The sequence below is a fragment of the Pseudoalteromonas sp. A25 genome, from assembly GCF_009176705.1.
GTDB lineage: Bacteria > Pseudomonadota > Gammaproteobacteria > Enterobacterales > Alteromonadaceae > Pseudoalteromonas.
The window spans coordinates 1,819,528-1,832,366 of sequence record NZ_AP021846.1; the positions used below are offsets into that span (position 1 = coordinate 1,819,528).

At 41.1% G+C, this 12,839-nt stretch carries 18 protein-coding genes; 11 read left to right on the top strand and 7 right to left on the bottom strand.

From position 1 onward, the window contains the following. Nucleotides 1–110: 110 nt before the first annotated feature. From fur to GDK41_RS07820, 5 genes are all read right to left on the bottom strand, one after another. The gene (gene fur, locus GDK41_RS07800) at nucleotides 111–557 is read right to left on the bottom strand and encodes a ferric iron uptake transcriptional regulator (RefSeq protein WP_152085877.1); all 447 of its coding nucleotides are present in this window, start codon (nucleotides 555–557) and stop codon (nucleotides 111–113) included. A 106-nt stretch (nucleotides 558–663) separates the two neighbouring features. After that, nucleotides 664–1,191, bottom strand: coding sequence for a flavodoxin FldA (fldA, locus tag GDK41_RS07805; RefSeq protein WP_152085878.1), 528 nt, complete (start codon nucleotides 1,189–1,191; stop codon nucleotides 664–666). A gap of 14 nt (nucleotides 1,192–1,205) precedes the next feature. Next, a complete protein-coding gene (gene ybfE / locus GDK41_RS07810) occupies nucleotides 1,206–1,484 on the bottom strand; it encodes a LexA regulated protein (RefSeq protein ID WP_010363446.1) in 279 nt (92 codons plus the stop codon). Nucleotides 1,485–1,486: 2 nt separating this feature from the next. Further along, nucleotides 1,487–1,708 carry a DUF2788 domain-containing protein gene (locus GDK41_RS07815; RefSeq protein WP_070985548.1) on the bottom strand — a complete coding sequence of 74 codons (222 nt, stop codon included), beginning with the start codon at nucleotides 1,706–1,708 and terminating at the stop codon, nucleotides 1,487–1,489. Between the two features lie 85 nt (nucleotides 1,709–1,793). Further along, the gene (locus GDK41_RS07820; RefSeq protein ID WP_152085879.1) at nucleotides 1,794–2,558 is read right to left on the bottom strand and encodes an alpha/beta fold hydrolase; all 765 of its coding nucleotides are present in this window, start codon (nucleotides 2,556–2,558) and stop codon (nucleotides 1,794–1,796) included. A gap of 128 nt (nucleotides 2,559–2,686) precedes the next feature. Between GDK41_RS07820 and seqA the strand changes: the two genes are divergently transcribed. The 9 genes from seqA (at nucleotide 2,687) to GDK41_RS07860 (ending at nucleotide 11,349) form a co-directional block, all read left to right on the top strand. After that, the gene (gene seqA, locus GDK41_RS07825; RefSeq protein WP_152085880.1) at nucleotides 2,687–3,244 is read left to right on the top strand and encodes a replication initiation negative regulator SeqA; all 558 of its coding nucleotides are present in this window, start codon (nucleotides 2,687–2,689) and stop codon (nucleotides 3,242–3,244) included. A 9-nt stretch (nucleotides 3,245–3,253) separates the two neighbouring features. Next, the gene (gene pgm / locus GDK41_RS07830; protein ID WP_152085881.1) at nucleotides 3,254–4,891 is read left to right on the top strand and encodes a phosphoglucomutase (alpha-D-glucose-1,6-bisphosphate-dependent); all 1,638 of its coding nucleotides are present in this window, start codon (nucleotides 3,254–3,256) and stop codon (nucleotides 4,889–4,891) included. A 107-nt stretch (nucleotides 4,892–4,998) separates the two neighbouring features. Further along, nucleotides 4,999–6,033, top strand: a complete 1,035-nt coding sequence (astE, locus tag GDK41_RS07835) for a succinylglutamate desuccinylase (RefSeq protein WP_152085882.1) — start codon at nucleotides 4,999–5,001, stop codon at nucleotides 6,031–6,033. Nucleotides 6,034–6,319: 286 nt separating this feature from the next. Beyond that, nucleotides 6,320–7,537: a thiamine pyrophosphate-dependent dehydrogenase E1 component subunit alpha gene (locus GDK41_RS07840; RefSeq protein ID WP_152085883.1), complete on the top strand. Its 1,218-nt coding sequence runs from the start codon at nucleotides 6,320–6,322 to the stop codon at nucleotides 7,535–7,537. After that, the gene (locus tag GDK41_RS07845) at nucleotides 7,537–8,514 is read left to right on the top strand and encodes an alpha-ketoacid dehydrogenase subunit beta (protein WP_152085884.1); all 978 of its coding nucleotides are present in this window, start codon (nucleotides 7,537–7,539) and stop codon (nucleotides 8,512–8,514) included. Before GDK41_RS07840 ends, GDK41_RS07845 begins: the two co-directional genes overlap by 1 nt. Nucleotides 8,515–8,523: 9 nt before the next feature. Further along, nucleotides 8,524–10,089, top strand: a complete 1,566-nt coding sequence (locus tag GDK41_RS07850) for a dihydrolipoyllysine-residue acetyltransferase (RefSeq protein ID WP_152085885.1) — start codon at nucleotides 8,524–8,526, stop codon at nucleotides 10,087–10,089. 243 nt (nucleotides 10,090–10,332) lie between these two features. Beyond that, complete coding sequence (locus tag GDK41_RS20345; RefSeq protein ID WP_232056545.1) at nucleotides 10,333–10,677, top strand: hypothetical protein; 345 nt, start codon at nucleotides 10,333–10,335, stop codon at nucleotides 10,675–10,677. Beyond that, nucleotides 10,678–10,863, top strand: a complete 186-nt coding sequence (locus GDK41_RS20350) for a hypothetical protein (protein WP_232056546.1) — start codon at nucleotides 10,678–10,680, stop codon at nucleotides 10,861–10,863. A gap of 99 nt (nucleotides 10,864–10,962) precedes the next feature. Next, complete coding sequence (locus tag GDK41_RS07860) at nucleotides 10,963–11,349, top strand: DUF4267 domain-containing protein (RefSeq protein WP_152085886.1); 387 nt, start codon at nucleotides 10,963–10,965, stop codon at nucleotides 11,347–11,349. Between the two features lie 122 nt (nucleotides 11,350–11,471). Here GDK41_RS07860 and GDK41_RS20430 read toward each other — a convergent pair whose 3' ends face one another. Further along, nucleotides 11,472–11,594: a hypothetical protein gene (locus GDK41_RS20430; protein WP_269473136.1), complete on the bottom strand. Its 123-nt coding sequence runs from the start codon at nucleotides 11,592–11,594 to the stop codon at nucleotides 11,472–11,474. Between the two features lie 124 nt (nucleotides 11,595–11,718). Here GDK41_RS20430 and GDK41_RS07865 point away from each other — a divergent pair, with 124 nt between their 5' ends. Then, on the top strand, nucleotides 11,719–12,216 hold the full coding sequence (locus GDK41_RS07865) for a DUF2867 domain-containing protein (protein ID WP_152085887.1): 498 nt from the start codon (nucleotides 11,719–11,721) through the stop codon (nucleotides 12,214–12,216). 37 nt (nucleotides 12,217–12,253) lie between these two features. On the opposite strand, the gene GDK41_RS20435 is transcribed toward GDK41_RS07865, so the two are convergent. Beyond that, entirely contained in the window at nucleotides 12,254–12,376 is a 123-nt protein-coding gene (locus GDK41_RS20435; protein WP_269473137.1) for a hypothetical protein, read from the bottom strand. Between the two features lie 151 nt (nucleotides 12,377–12,527). Between GDK41_RS20435 and GDK41_RS07870 the strand changes: the two genes are divergently transcribed. Beyond that, nucleotides 12,528–12,710 carry a hypothetical protein gene (locus tag GDK41_RS07870; protein ID WP_152085888.1) on the top strand — a complete coding sequence of 61 codons (183 nt, stop codon included), beginning with the start codon at nucleotides 12,528–12,530 and terminating at the stop codon, nucleotides 12,708–12,710. Nucleotides 12,711–12,839: the final 129 nt, after the last annotated feature.

A 12,839-nucleotide genomic window follows, 5' to 3' on the forward strand; every position in this document is an offset into this window, starting at 1 on the left:
TCCTTTTCAATATGAGCTATACAATGAGTTAGTTATAGTTGGTCGTATACTTTAAAGAATAAAAAAGCCGGCATCAGCCGGCTTATCTGCATTAAGAACCAACTTGATGATTAGTTGCCATTCTCTTCTGCGTATTTTTTGCAAGCAGCTTTATCTTCACACTCACCGTATAGATAGAGGGAGTGATTGGTTAGTTTGATGCCATTTTGATTAGCAACTTCTTCTTGACGAGTTTCAATCACTTCGTCTTCAAACTCAACAACTTTACCGCATTTTAAGCAAACTAAATGGTCGTGGTGAGTACTGCCAGACAGCTCAAATACTGATTTTCCACCTTCGAAGTGGTGACGGGTAACTATGCCCGCGTCATCAAACTGGTTTAAAACGCGGTATACCGTCGCTAGACCAATTTCTTCGCCCAAATCTAATAAAATTTTATAGACGTCTTCAGCGCTAATGTGCTGATTATCTGGCGATTGTAAGATCTCAAGAATTTTAATTCTTGGAAGGGTTACCTTTAAACCTGCTTTTTTTAATTCTAAGTTGTGATCAGTCATTAAATCTGTCTCAATCTATTGTGTGTATTTATCTTAGGCAATTGCACGACGCTGCTATGCCTAAGAATAACGTGCTATGCGTTTAAGTGCAAAGCATGAAAAAATGTTAGTCTTCTAGCTCTGCTAAGCACATTTCATCATAAACTTGTGCACACCAGTCTTTGACTCGTTGCTCTGTAAGCTCTGGCTGACGATCTTCATCAATGCCTAGACCAACAAAATGGCTATCATCAACCAATGCTTTTGATGCTTCGAATTCGTAGCCGTCAGTTGACCAATTACCAACAACAATAGCACCGCGCTCAGTAACGATGTCGTTAATCATACCCATCGCATCTAAGAAGTATTCCGCATAATCTTCTTGGTCGCCACAACCAAAAATCGCAACTAGCTTACCTTCAAAGTCAACCTCTTCTAGCTCTGGAAAGAAGTCATCCCAGTCACACTGTGCTTCACCATAATACCAAGTAGGAATGCCGAATAAGATTAAGTCAAATTCTGCAATTTCTTCTTTACTACTTTTTGCAATGTCTTTGACGTCTACAAGTTTCTTACCTAGCTCTTTTTGTATCATCTTAGCAACGTGTTCAGTGTTGCCGGTGTCACTGCCAAAAAATATACCTACGCTTGCCATTAAATACTTACCTTCTATCTGTTATTCGCTAATTTCTCTTGCAAAATGGTTTCTATTAACGCGCTACGGCTAATATTTTGTTCATCAGCCATGTCACTGAGAGCTTGGTACAACTCTGATGACACCTTAAATTCGACGCGTTTTAACCCTCTTGCACGATCACGCTTAATTTGATTGCGCTTGTTAACCTTTAATTGCACTTCTCGAGGAAGTGGGTTGGTTTTTGGTCGGCCGGGGCGCTTTTCATTTTCAAATAAGTCAATCGTGGTTCTATCTGTTTCAGATTTTGCCATTTTTAACCAACACCTGCACCTTGCCAAAAGACTTGTATTAGCCCTTTTGCAATAAACCCTGAACAGCCCAAAAACAACACCAACCAAACGGTGTATCTACCAAATTTTGGTACATCTCCCTTTTTAAGAACGTCTTGTATCGCCATTCCTATAAAAAAGAAGATACCCGCTAAAGCGAAATACAGCCCTAAGGTTTCAAATTCATTTATAAACTGACTGACCATGTACGCTCTACTAAAAACTCAAACGGCGCGTACTATAACATAATCATTCACGATAAATTAAGTTCGCGACACAAAAACAAACTGATTATTGAAGAAAATCAATAATTGAACGGTTGACTGCCTGTGGCTTTTGAGCATGCAGCCAATGTCCAGCGCCATGTATTACTTTAGCCCTAGCGTTTGGAAAGATTTTCATAATCGCTTCTTTGTGCTCTGGCAGAACATAGTCAGAGTCGTTACCTTTTATAAATAGGGTATCACACAAGCAAGAATGAGTCTCATTAATATTTGAGATGATTTTGTCATAGTTCGCTGAGATGACCGCTAGATTAAAACGCCATTCAAATTTATTTTCACTATTTTTAGCTAGGCTCTTGAGTAAAAATTGCCTAACCCCCGGTTCATCAATATTTGCTGCCATGAGTTTATCAGCATCGCTTCGGCTTTGTAACTGTGTACTGTTAGACACAGCATTTAAGGCGCTGATAATTGCGTCGTGTCTGGCGTGGTAAGTTACTGGCGCAATATCTAACACCACCAGTTTGTCAACACGCTGCTGTGTGAGCATTGCAACTTGCATAGCAACTTTGCCACCCATAGAATGACCAACAAGATGTGCGTGCGATATATCTAAGTGGTCCATTAAACTAACAATATCGTTGGCCATAGTGGGATAGTCCATGGTCTCATCATGAAAAGAGTGACCATGATTTCTTAAGTCTACGTTTGTTACCGTAAAATGTTCGCTCAGTGCTTTGGCTATAACGTTCAAGTTATCTAATGAACCAAATAGCCCATGGATAAGCACAACATTGGGCCCATGGCCTGTTTGTGAGTAGTTAAGTAGCATGTGATCTCCTGACATTAGGCAGATAATTGTGCCAGTGTTGGACAAAAAATCAAAGCCGTAGAGTAATATGTGAAATCAGGATATAATCGCAAATAGATGCACAAAAATTCAGTAATGACAGGAAAAGCATGAAGAAAATAGAAATAGATGACGAACTTTATCAATATATCGCCAGTAATACGCAAAGTATTGGCGAGAGTGCTTCGCAAATATTACGTCGTTTATTAAACCTCTCTACTGACAGCAACAATTCTCTTTCAGTCACCGCTGATGACAGTAAACACGATGGCAAGCAGCCAGAACAAACGCAAGATAACATCGTGGCTGACAAAGAAACTGTTGAACCTAACGCTAATGTATTTAATATTCTAAATAAAGAAGAACTGGCCATGCAAAAAGGTGTGGTTGGTCGTTTTTTATTCATCCTTTGTGCTTTACACCGCACTCACAAAAAGAGTTTTCATAAGGTATTAGATATCAAAGGCCGTGACCGAATTTATTTTGCAAAGAGTAAAGAAGCGTTACTTGAAAGTGGTAGTAGTATGAACCCTAAAAATATTCTAGATAGCGAATATTGGGTGATGACCAACTCAAATACGACTCGTAAGAAAATGATGCTTCATGAAGTCGCATTAAGCTTAGGCTACACTGAAGCGCAAGCCGAAACTATCCGAGACTACCTATAAGGACATCTTATGGCAATCCATCCAGGTGCTGGGAAACCAGTAACACAGTCGCAATTGGTTAACATTCCAAAACTTGTCTCTGCTTATTATATTAATGAGCCTGATCTTGAACAACACCCTGAGCAATGTGTCGAGTTTGGCACATCGGGCCACAGGGGCTGCTCTTATAATGTTAAGTTTAATGAATCACATATTTTAGCGATTACACAGGCAATTTGTGATTACAGAAAAGAAAACGACATTTTTGGCCCGTTGTTTTTAGGCAAAGATACTCATGCATTATCGGAAGCGGCATTCAACTCTGCTATCGAAGTGTTAGTTGCGAACGAAGTGCAAGTGATCACACAAGAAAATGATGATTACACACCGACACCCGTTATTAGCCATGCGATTGTTTGCCATAATAAAGCAAACCCTAATGAATTAGCCGACGGTATTGTTATAACACCGTCTCATAACCCGCCTGAAGATGGGGGTTTTAAATACAACCCACCCAATGGTGGACCGGCTGATACAGACGTAACGAAGTGGATTGAAGATAGAGCGAATAAGCTGCTGTTAGAAGACTTAGTTGAAGTTGAGCTGTTTTCATTTGCAAAAGCAAGGCGTTCTGGTTTTATCAAGTACCAAGATTTGGTCTGTCCGTACGTAGACGATTTAGCAAATATCATAGATATGCAGGCAATTGCTAAAGCAGGGGTATCAATCGGAATTGACCCGCTTGGCGGTTCTGGTATTAATTTTTGGCCAGTCATTGCGCAAAAGTACAACCTTAATCTTAGCGTTGTAAACGATCAGATTGACCCAAGGTTTGCCTTTATGCCACTTGATAAAGACGGCAAAATCCGCATGGATTGCTCATCACCTTATGCTATGGCAAACCTAATCGCGCTTAAAGATGATTATGATATTGGTATTGGTAACGACCCAGACTATGACCGCCATGGTATTGTTACCAAAGATGGCTTAATGAACCCTAACCACTTTTTGGCTGTAGCAATAGATTACTTGCTTAATCATAGAAATTGGCCAAGTGATGTAAAAATAGGCAAGACACTGGTTTCATCCGCCATGATAGACAAGGTTGTACAAGCCAATAACCATGAAGTGTATGAAGTGCCAGTCGGGTTTAAATGGTTTGTTAAAGGCTTGAATAAACAATGGCTTGCTTTTGGTGGGGAAGAAAGCGCAGGGGCGTCTTTCTTGCGTTTAAACGGTGATGTTTGGAACACAGATAAAGATGGCTTTATTTTAGGCTTATTAGCGGCAGAAATTTTAGCAGTAACGGGTAAAACACCGTCTGAGCGCTACAAAGAGCTTGAAGCACAGTTTGGTGCGCCTATGTATAAAAGAATTGACGCACCAGCAACCCCCGAACAAAAGTCGCGATTAAAAGCACTTAGCCCTGAAGATGTAACCGCGGGTGAGCTTGCGGGCGATCAAATTACGCAAATACTCACGAATGCACCGGGTAACAATGCAGCTATTGGCGGCTTAAAGGTTGTAACTGAAAACGGCTGGTTTGCAGCGCGCCCATCAGGCACTGAAGATATCTATAAAATATATCTAGAGTCATTTAAGGGCGAGGCACATTTAGCACAGCTAGAGCAAGAAGCGAAAGCACTGGTTGACTCAGTGATCCGCTAATTTATATACAAAATAGAGCCATGCTATTGCATGGCTTTTTTTTATCTGAATATTCTCTACCTTTATACTATTGGTAGTTTCTCTCACACATTGAACTTGGTGACCGTATGTACCTAGAAGAATTAAAAAACACTGGCGATTTTTTAACATTGACGCGAAACAATGAGTTCCATTTACCGCCTGAGCAATTTACGTTAGCAAATGGCACAGTGGTAGATGTGTTAGATACAGGGGTGATCCAGTTTACGCCGAGTAATTATGGCAATAAAGATATTGTTTTATCTAGTGCAGTGCATGGTAATGAAACCGCCCCGATTGAAATATGTGACGAGTTGATCCAAGCAGTAATTAAAGAACAATTACTGCTTAAGCACCGCGTGCTTTTTATTTTTGGTAACCCTAAGTCGATTAATATTGGTGAACGGTTTGTAGAAGAAAACCTCAACCGATTGTTTAATGGCACACATGCATTGGGCGGTGTACAAAATGAAGAACGCAAACGGGCTGCTAATTTAGAGCGTTATGTACGTGAGTTTTTTACATCGGTTGGAGCTGGTAGATATCGCTGTCATTACGATTTGCATACTGCGATCCGAGGCTCAAAAAATGAGAAATTTGCGGTATATCCATTTTTACATGGTAAGCCTTGGAAAAAATCTCAGCTGCAGTTTTTACTCGCGTGCGGTGTGAATACCGTGCTAATGATGCGCTCAGAAGCAACAACATTCAGCTACTTTTCTTCAAAACAATTCGCTGCAGATTCATTTACGGTTGAATTAGGGCAAGTTAAGCCGTTTGGCGAAAACGATATGAGCCGCTTTGCAAAAACAAAACAAACGCTAACTGCATTAATTAGCCAAAATGAGCTGGAATTTGGTGATTTTAATTCTTCAGATTTTGAGCTTTTTCAAGTTCACCGAACCATCAATAGAACGCAGCAAGACTTCAGTTTTCCATTTCCTGATAGCGCAGAGAACTTTACGGGTTTTGCCAAAGGTGAGTTACTAGCAGTTGATGGCGAGACGAGGTATTTAGCGGAAGTAGACGGCGAGGCTATCATTTTTCCAAATGCGAATGTTGCACTTGGGCAGCGCGCTTTGCTTACGGTTATTCCGATGGAAGTCGATGAAAGGTTTGTTTAACTATCTGTAATCAAAAGAATTAACCAGCCGTAATAAAATCTTTCCAAGCATAATTATGCAAATTAAGGGTTATTCATCTAGGATTAGTTGAATAACCCTTTACGTTAACGTAAAGTGTCGGTAGTTTTTATTTAATCAATTTGCATTTGCTGAACAGATTATTTTTACAAACTACAGCCAGTCTATAATTAAAATATTCATTGTGATTGGTACTGTTCAAGACTTGCGTATGTGCAAACATACCTCATAACTGCAAATTTGTTATGACAACAAGAGAAGGTAGGTTATGACTAACCCCAATAACATATCGTTAAATATCAGCCACGCGTTGAAGTTTATAGATAGCCATGCCCTTGATATTCCTATGTTGACTATCTTAGGTGACAACGGTGAAGTACTTGATGGCGCGCAAGCTCCTGACATAGACAAAGAAACGGCGCAAAGATTATATGAAACCATGCGCTTTATCCGTTTATTAGATGAACGTATGCAAGCTGCACAGCGACAGGGTCGTGTCAGCTTTTATATGCAATGTTTGGGTGAAGAAGCTGCTATCACGGCAAGTGCCGCAGCATTAAAACAAGATGATATGATCATGGCTCAGTACCGCGAGCAAGCGGCTATCGCTTATCGTGGCTTTACACTTGAGCAGTTCATGAACCAGTTATTCTCTAATGAAAAAGATCTAGGTAAAGGCCGTCAAATGCCAGTGCATTACGGTTCTAAAGAATTGCACTACCTGACTATTTCATCTCCTCTTGGTACGCAAATTCCGCAAGCAACAGGCTATGCGTATGGCCAAAAGCTTAAGCACATCGATAAAGAAACAGGCAAATTAGACTCAGAAATTGATAACGTGACAATTTGCTATTTCGGTGAAGGTGCTGCATCAGAAGGTGACTTTCACGCGGGTCTTAACATGGCTGCCGTGCATGAAGCACCTGTAATCTTCTTTGCACGCAATAATGGCTATGCGATTTCAACGCCTGCAGATGAGCAGTTTAAAGGCGATGGTATTGCCTCTCGTGGCGTAGGTTACGGTATCAAAACGATTCGCGTTGATGGTGCTGATGCACTTGCTGTATTTGCGGCAACGCAAGCTGCGCGTAAAATTGCCGTTGAGAACGGTGAACCAGTATTGATTGAATCAATCGCTTATCGTTTAGGGGCACACTCAACGTCTGATGATCCATCCGGTTATCGCAGTAAAGAAGAAGAAGCAGCATTTAAAGCAAACTGCCCAATCGAGCGCTTTAGAAAGTGGTTATTGAAGCAAGGCTGGTTGGATGAAAAAGAAGACGAAGCAGCGAAAGATAAAATTCGCGAAGACATTTTAGCCGCCGTTAAAGTGGCAGAAAAAGTACAAAAGCCTGCGCTAGAAGAGCTTGTTTCTGATGTATACGACACGCCAATTCCAGCATTACAAAAACAATATGAAGAACTCAAAGAGCACATTAAACAGCACCCAGATGCTTATCCAGTGACAGCAGGGAGAATTAAATAATGGCTAAAATGAACATGCTACACGCCATTAACTCGGCGCTAGATATCACCATGAATGAGCACCCTCAAGCGTGTATTTTTGGTGAGGATGTGGGCTATTTTGGTGGCGTATTTAGAGCGACTTCAGGCTTACAAGAAAAGTACGGCAAGCATCGTGTGTTTAACACGCCACTGACTGAGCAAGGTATTTTAGGCTTTGCTAATGGTTTGGCCGCATTTGGTGCGCCAGCACTGGCTGAAATTCAGTTTGCTGATTACATATTTCCCGCGTTTGATCAGATAGTCAATGAATCTGCTAAGTTCCGCTACCGCAGTGGTAACGAGTTTAATGTCGGCAACTTAACCATTCGTACACCATACGGTGGTGGTATTGCTGGGGGCTTGTATCACTCGCAATCGCCTGAGGCATACTTTGCTCACACGCCTGGTTTAAAATTAGTTGTGCCACGTAATCCTTACCAAGCCAAAGGCTTATTAAGAGCGTGTATTAAAGACGACAACCCGGTGATTTTCTTTGAACCGAAGCGCCTATACCGTGCATCGGTTGGCGAAGTGCCAGAAGAAGACTACACCATTGAGATTGGCAAAGCAGAAGTGGTTAAAACCGGCTCAGACGTTACGTTACTAGCGTGGGGTGCGCAAATGGAAATTATTGAGCAAGCTGCTGCCAAAGCTGAAGAAGCAGGCATTAGCTGCGAGGTGATTGACCTACGTAGTATTTTGCCTTGGGATGTAGACACCGTTGCTAAGTCAGTTGTTAAAACTGGACGTTTAATTGTCAGTCACGAAGCGCCAATCACCAATGGTTTTGGTGCTGAAATAGCCGCCACAATCCAGCAAGAATGCTTCTTACACCTCGAATCGCCTATTGCACGTGTGTGTGGTCTAGATACACCTTATCCGTTGGCGCTTGAAAAAGAATATGTGCCTGATGCATTGAAAGTGTTTGCTGCGATTAAGAAATCGGTTGAGTTTTAAGGAATAGTCATGGCTAAAGAATTTATCTTACCAGATATTGGCGAAGGCATTGTAGAGTGTGAAATCGTTGAATGGTTGGTTGCAGTGGGTGATGAAGTTAAAGAAGATCAGCCAATTTGCGACGTTATGACTGACAAAGCACTTGTTCAGATCCCCGCAGTACATGATGGCGTTATTACCACATTACATTATGAAAAAGGTGAAATTGCCAAGGTGCATGAGCCGTTATTTGCAATGGAAGTGGCAGGCAGTGCACCAGCAAATGATAGTGAAAGCAGTGGTGAAGTGCCTGAGCAACCATCGAGTCAAACTGCATCTCAACTTGAAGATTTTATATTGCCAGATATCGGCGAAGGGATTGTTGAGTGTGAAATCGTCGAGTGGCTTGTAGCCGAAGGGGATGAAATAAAAGAAGACCAAGCTGTATGTGATGTTATGACAGACAAAGCCTTGGTTCAGATCCCTGCTAAGCACGATGGGTTGGTTGAAAAGCTTTATTATCAAAAAGGCGATGTAGCTCAAGTGCACAGCCCATTATTCCAGCTGCGTTTAGCTGGGTTAAGTGATGCGCCAGCTGAGGCAAAAGTTGAAGTAAAAGCGGCCGCTCAAACTGTCAAGGCTGCGAGCCAACAAGTTAAAAAAGCGCAATTACCAGCGAATGGTAAAGCGATTGCCTCACCTGCAGTTCGCCGTTTAGCCCGTGAGCAAGACGTTGATATCAATCAAGTGCCGGGCACGGGTAAAAATGGCCGCGTTTATAAAGAAGACATTAAACGCTTTGTAGAGGGCGGTGCTTGTGCGGCTACGGCAGATAATATGTCAGCCAGTGCGAATTCGTCTGCATCGCCTGTACAGACTAACGTATCTGGTGACACGCGAGTTGAGCCAATTCGCGGCATGAAAGCGGCAATGGCGAAACAAATGGTGGCCTCGGTTTCGACGATCCCTCACTTTACATTTAGTGATGAAATTGACCTAACAGAGATCATTGCGCTGCGTAAAGAGCTTAAAGAGCAATACGCAAAAGAAGGCATTAAATTGACAATGATGCCGTTTTTCATCAAAGCGCTGTCTTTAGCAATCAAAGAGTTTCCGATTGTTAATTCGCAAGTAAATGATGAATGCACCGAAATTACATATTTTGACGACCACAACATCGGTATGGCAGTTGACTCTAAATTAGGTCTTTTAGTGCCGAATATCAAAGGCTGTCAAAGTAAGTCGATTGTAGCAGTTGCGCAAGAAGTAACGCGTTTAACGGATGCAGCAAGAGAAGGGCGTGTAGCACCCGATGATTTAAAAGGTGGCACGATTTCAATCTCAAACATTGGTGCAATTGGTGGTACAACCGCAACGCCCATCATTAATAAGCCAGAAGTAGCTATTGTTGCTTTAGGCAAGCTGCAGCACCTCCCACGTTTTGACGACAAGGGGAATGTGGTTTCAAGAGCAATTATGCAAGTAAGTTGGTCTGGCGACCACCGTGTAATAGACGGCGGTACCATCGCAAGGTTTAATAACCTTTGGAAAGCTTACCTTGAAAACCCTGCCAAGATGATGATGGCGATGAGCTAACTCATTCTTAATTATCAAAAGCCCAGCCACGTTGCTGGGCTTTTTTATGGCAACGAGCAATTGAAAAATCGGCGCGCACCACGGTGTTTTATACACAGGTAAGTAAACACTGTTAGAGTTTGCTAGACAGTCACTCTAACGGCATGTTGTTTGTTAAAAGGTACTGTTTTTATAGACAGTGGTTTGCTTTTTGTCCAATAACATTATTACGGCCCGTTTTGTTCAATTTTAACAAGGTGTTTTTTGAACGCTTCTTATGTTTTGTTTACATTGAAGTTTTTAAATGTGAAAATGGGAACACGTAATATGACCCGTTTTGTCGGTATTTATTCCGACATTTTGGGAGAGAATAAGCTGTTAAATGCCATGGATACATTAGAGAAACTTGCAGAAAAAAATAAAGCTCAAGAAAAGCACAGACGTAATGAGCACTTTCTTACAACCGTCATGGTGCTGGTTTTATTTCCATTTTTCTTTGGTATTGCCATTGATGTCGGCGTGATTGAGTCATCTGTAAATTTCAACCTTTTGCTGTATGGCATAGGTGCGCTTTGTTTTGGTTTACCATTTGCAGCAATGGGCAATTAAATGCTTTTTTCACGTTGGTTAAAGTTATTGGGTTTGATTGCTGCTCAAGGTTGGTTTGTATACTTTTGGGCTTTTCAAATGCAATCTTGGTTAGCATTCGTTCCTTTAGCACTAGTATTTATTTGGTTGCAAATACAAAAGCCAAGGGTCAAACAACAAGCTAAGCGTGAGAAAAATGGCATTTAACAGGTTAAATCATCGGAAAACCACTCGTTTCACTCGCGTTTTCCGCTGTTCAAAGCGTTAGGCTCTAAAGAATAAATACAAAATACAGGAAAAATAATAATGACAAGAAAAATTGGATTTGTACTGGTTTTGCTAATGGCTTTGCTACAAGGATTTTATGGCCTGTTTGCCTATATTGACCCTGTTGCATTTGCTGATGTTCGTGGTACTGCACTTATATCAAATGAAGATATAGATTGGGTGCAAATATACGGTTCTCGTACTCTATTCGTATCTCTAATAATTGGGGCTTTGCTGTATTTTAGAGAGTTCAAAGTTCTTATGTGGGCAGCTCTGCTTGGTACGGTAATGCCATTAACAGATGGTTATCTAGCATACCAAGCAGAGGCACCATTTGGAGTTGTTGCAAAGCATATTGCCACAATTGCGTATCTGATAATTACTTCAGTAGTATTGTTTAAAGTAATAGCTAATGAAAAAGCCTAATGGCTACTTGGTGTGACTAGTGTGGCTGTGTGGCTACTTAGGACAGTTGGCTACTTAGGACAGTCACTCTAATTTCTCCATCCCTCACTTTACATTTAGTGATAAAATTGACCTAACAGAGATCATTGGGTAATACTTGGGACAGTCACTCTAATTTCTGCCCCGCGGTTATCTTCGATGTAGGCAACTTCAATGAACTCTTTATGAGTATCTAAGCCAATGAAAAGTATGTTATGTTTAGTCATGCTAGCCTCTGCTATATAGTTATTTGACAAACTAATTATGGCTCTGGCTTTAAGCTAACCCACGAAAATGCGGAGGCTAGCACCGTGTGGGAGTCATTATGTCTATGCCTTTTGGGAGATATACATGTCAATTCCAAAACATTCTGAGCTGTTTGATTATGCCAAAGGGGCTTATTTCGCAGATAGTTTTTCACGCGAAATCCCTAACAATAATGAGACCGCACTCGATGTCTATCTTGAAATCGCGAGACAAACTCCTGCGTGGGTTTCATTCTTGATGTCAACGAGAAATCGTATCGTATCAATGCTTGGTTTGAAGCACTTAGGCCGACTTCAGGATGCTATATCAGCGGAGAATATAGCAAACATTAACGTTGGTGAGAGAATAGGTATTTTCACGTTACAGAGCAATAGTGATACTGAAATTGTCTTAGAGGACAGTGACAAACATCTTGATGTAAGAGTGTCTTTTTTACTGGATGTAGTTGGCGATAAAATCAAAGTACACGCAACCACGGTGGTACATGTACATAACATGTTTGGCAAAGTGTATATGTTTTTTGTGGCTCCACTTCACAAGCTCATCGTGCCTAGTTCTTTGAAAACGTTGGCACAGGCATAACAAAGCGTTTAAGGCGGTTTCACAACGCTTGGCAGTGTTAGTTTGGAATACTTGGGACAGTCACTCTAATTTCTGCCCCGCGGTTATCTTCGATGTAGGCAACTTCAATGAACTCTTTATGAGTATCTAAGCCAATGAAAAGTATGTTATGTTTAGTCATGCTAGACTCTGCTATTTAGTTATTTCACAAACTAATTATGGCTCTGGCTTTAAGCTAACCCACGAAAATGCGGAGGCTAGCACCGTGTGGGAGTCATTATGTCTATACGGTTTTAGGTATTTGCGTAATATTAACTTAAGGTTGCAATAATATGAGCGAAAATAAAATTAACAATAATATGGGATTGGCTATAGCAATGGGAGCCGGGATTGGTCTTGTTTTTGGGCAGTTTATTTTTGATAACGTTGGGATAGGCCTATCCGTGGGAGCTGGACTTGGTGTTGTCTACGGCTCTATAAATAAGTTTAAACAAAATAAGAGTGACGATAACTGATAATTCATATTTTTAAACTGTATAACACATATGAACCTTCTCCGGTCAAGTAAGCATAACGATTCTTTTTAGCTGCTTTTAAGAAGCTAATTTGTATTGGCAATTCTTCAATCTGTTCAACTTCGCTAT

Coding starts and splice junctions, on each gene's coding strand:
- GDK41_RS07815 (WP_070985548.1), bottom strand. CDS start 1,708: ATGGTCAGTCAGTTTATAAATGAATTTGAAACCTTAGGGCTGTATTTC.
- GDK41_RS07845 (WP_152085884.1), top strand. CDS start 7,537: ATGGCTAAAATGAACATGCTACACGCCATTAACTCGGCGCTAGATATC.
- fldA (WP_152085878.1), bottom strand. CDS start 1,191: ATGGCAAGCGTAGGTATATTTTTTGGCAGTGACACCGGCAACACTGAA.
- GDK41_RS07850 (WP_152085885.1), top strand. CDS start 8,524: ATGGCTAAAGAATTTATCTTACCAGATATTGGCGAAGGCATTGTAGAG.
- GDK41_RS20430 (WP_269473136.1), bottom strand. CDS start 11,594: ATGACTAAACATAACATACTTTTCATTGGCTTAGATACTCATAAAGAG.
- GDK41_RS20435 (WP_269473137.1), bottom strand. CDS start 12,376: ATGACTAAACATAACATACTTTTCATTGGCTTAGATACTCATAAAGAG.
- GDK41_RS07865 (WP_152085887.1), top strand. CDS start 11,719: ATGTCAATTCCAAAACATTCTGAGCTGTTTGATTATGCCAAAGGGGCT.
- GDK41_RS07840 (WP_152085883.1), top strand. CDS start 6,320: ATGACTAACCCCAATAACATATCGTTAAATATCAGCCACGCGTTGAAG.
- astE (WP_152085882.1), top strand. CDS start 4,999: ATGTACCTAGAAGAATTAAAAAACACTGGCGATTTTTTAACATTGACG.
- GDK41_RS07870 (WP_152085888.1), top strand. CDS start 12,528: ATGAGCGAAAATAAAATTAACAATAATATGGGATTGGCTATAGCAATG.
- ybfE (WP_010363446.1), bottom strand. CDS start 1,484: ATGGCAAAATCTGAAACAGATAGAACCACGATTGACTTATTTGAAAAT.
- seqA (WP_152085880.1), top strand. CDS start 2,687: ATGAAGAAAATAGAAATAGATGACGAACTTTATCAATATATCGCCAGT.
- GDK41_RS20350 (WP_232056546.1), top strand. CDS start 10,678: ATGCTTTTTTCACGTTGGTTAAAGTTATTGGGTTTGATTGCTGCTCAA.
- pgm (WP_152085881.1), top strand. CDS start 3,254: ATGGCAATCCATCCAGGTGCTGGGAAACCAGTAACACAGTCGCAATTG.
- GDK41_RS07860 (WP_152085886.1), top strand. CDS start 10,963: ATGACAAGAAAAATTGGATTTGTACTGGTTTTGCTAATGGCTTTGCTA.
- fur (WP_152085877.1), bottom strand. CDS start 557: ATGACTGATCACAACTTAGAATTAAAAAAAGCAGGTTTAAAGGTAACC.
- GDK41_RS07820 (WP_152085879.1), bottom strand. CDS start 2,558: ATGCTACTTAACTACTCACAAACAGGCCATGGGCCCAATGTTGTGCTT.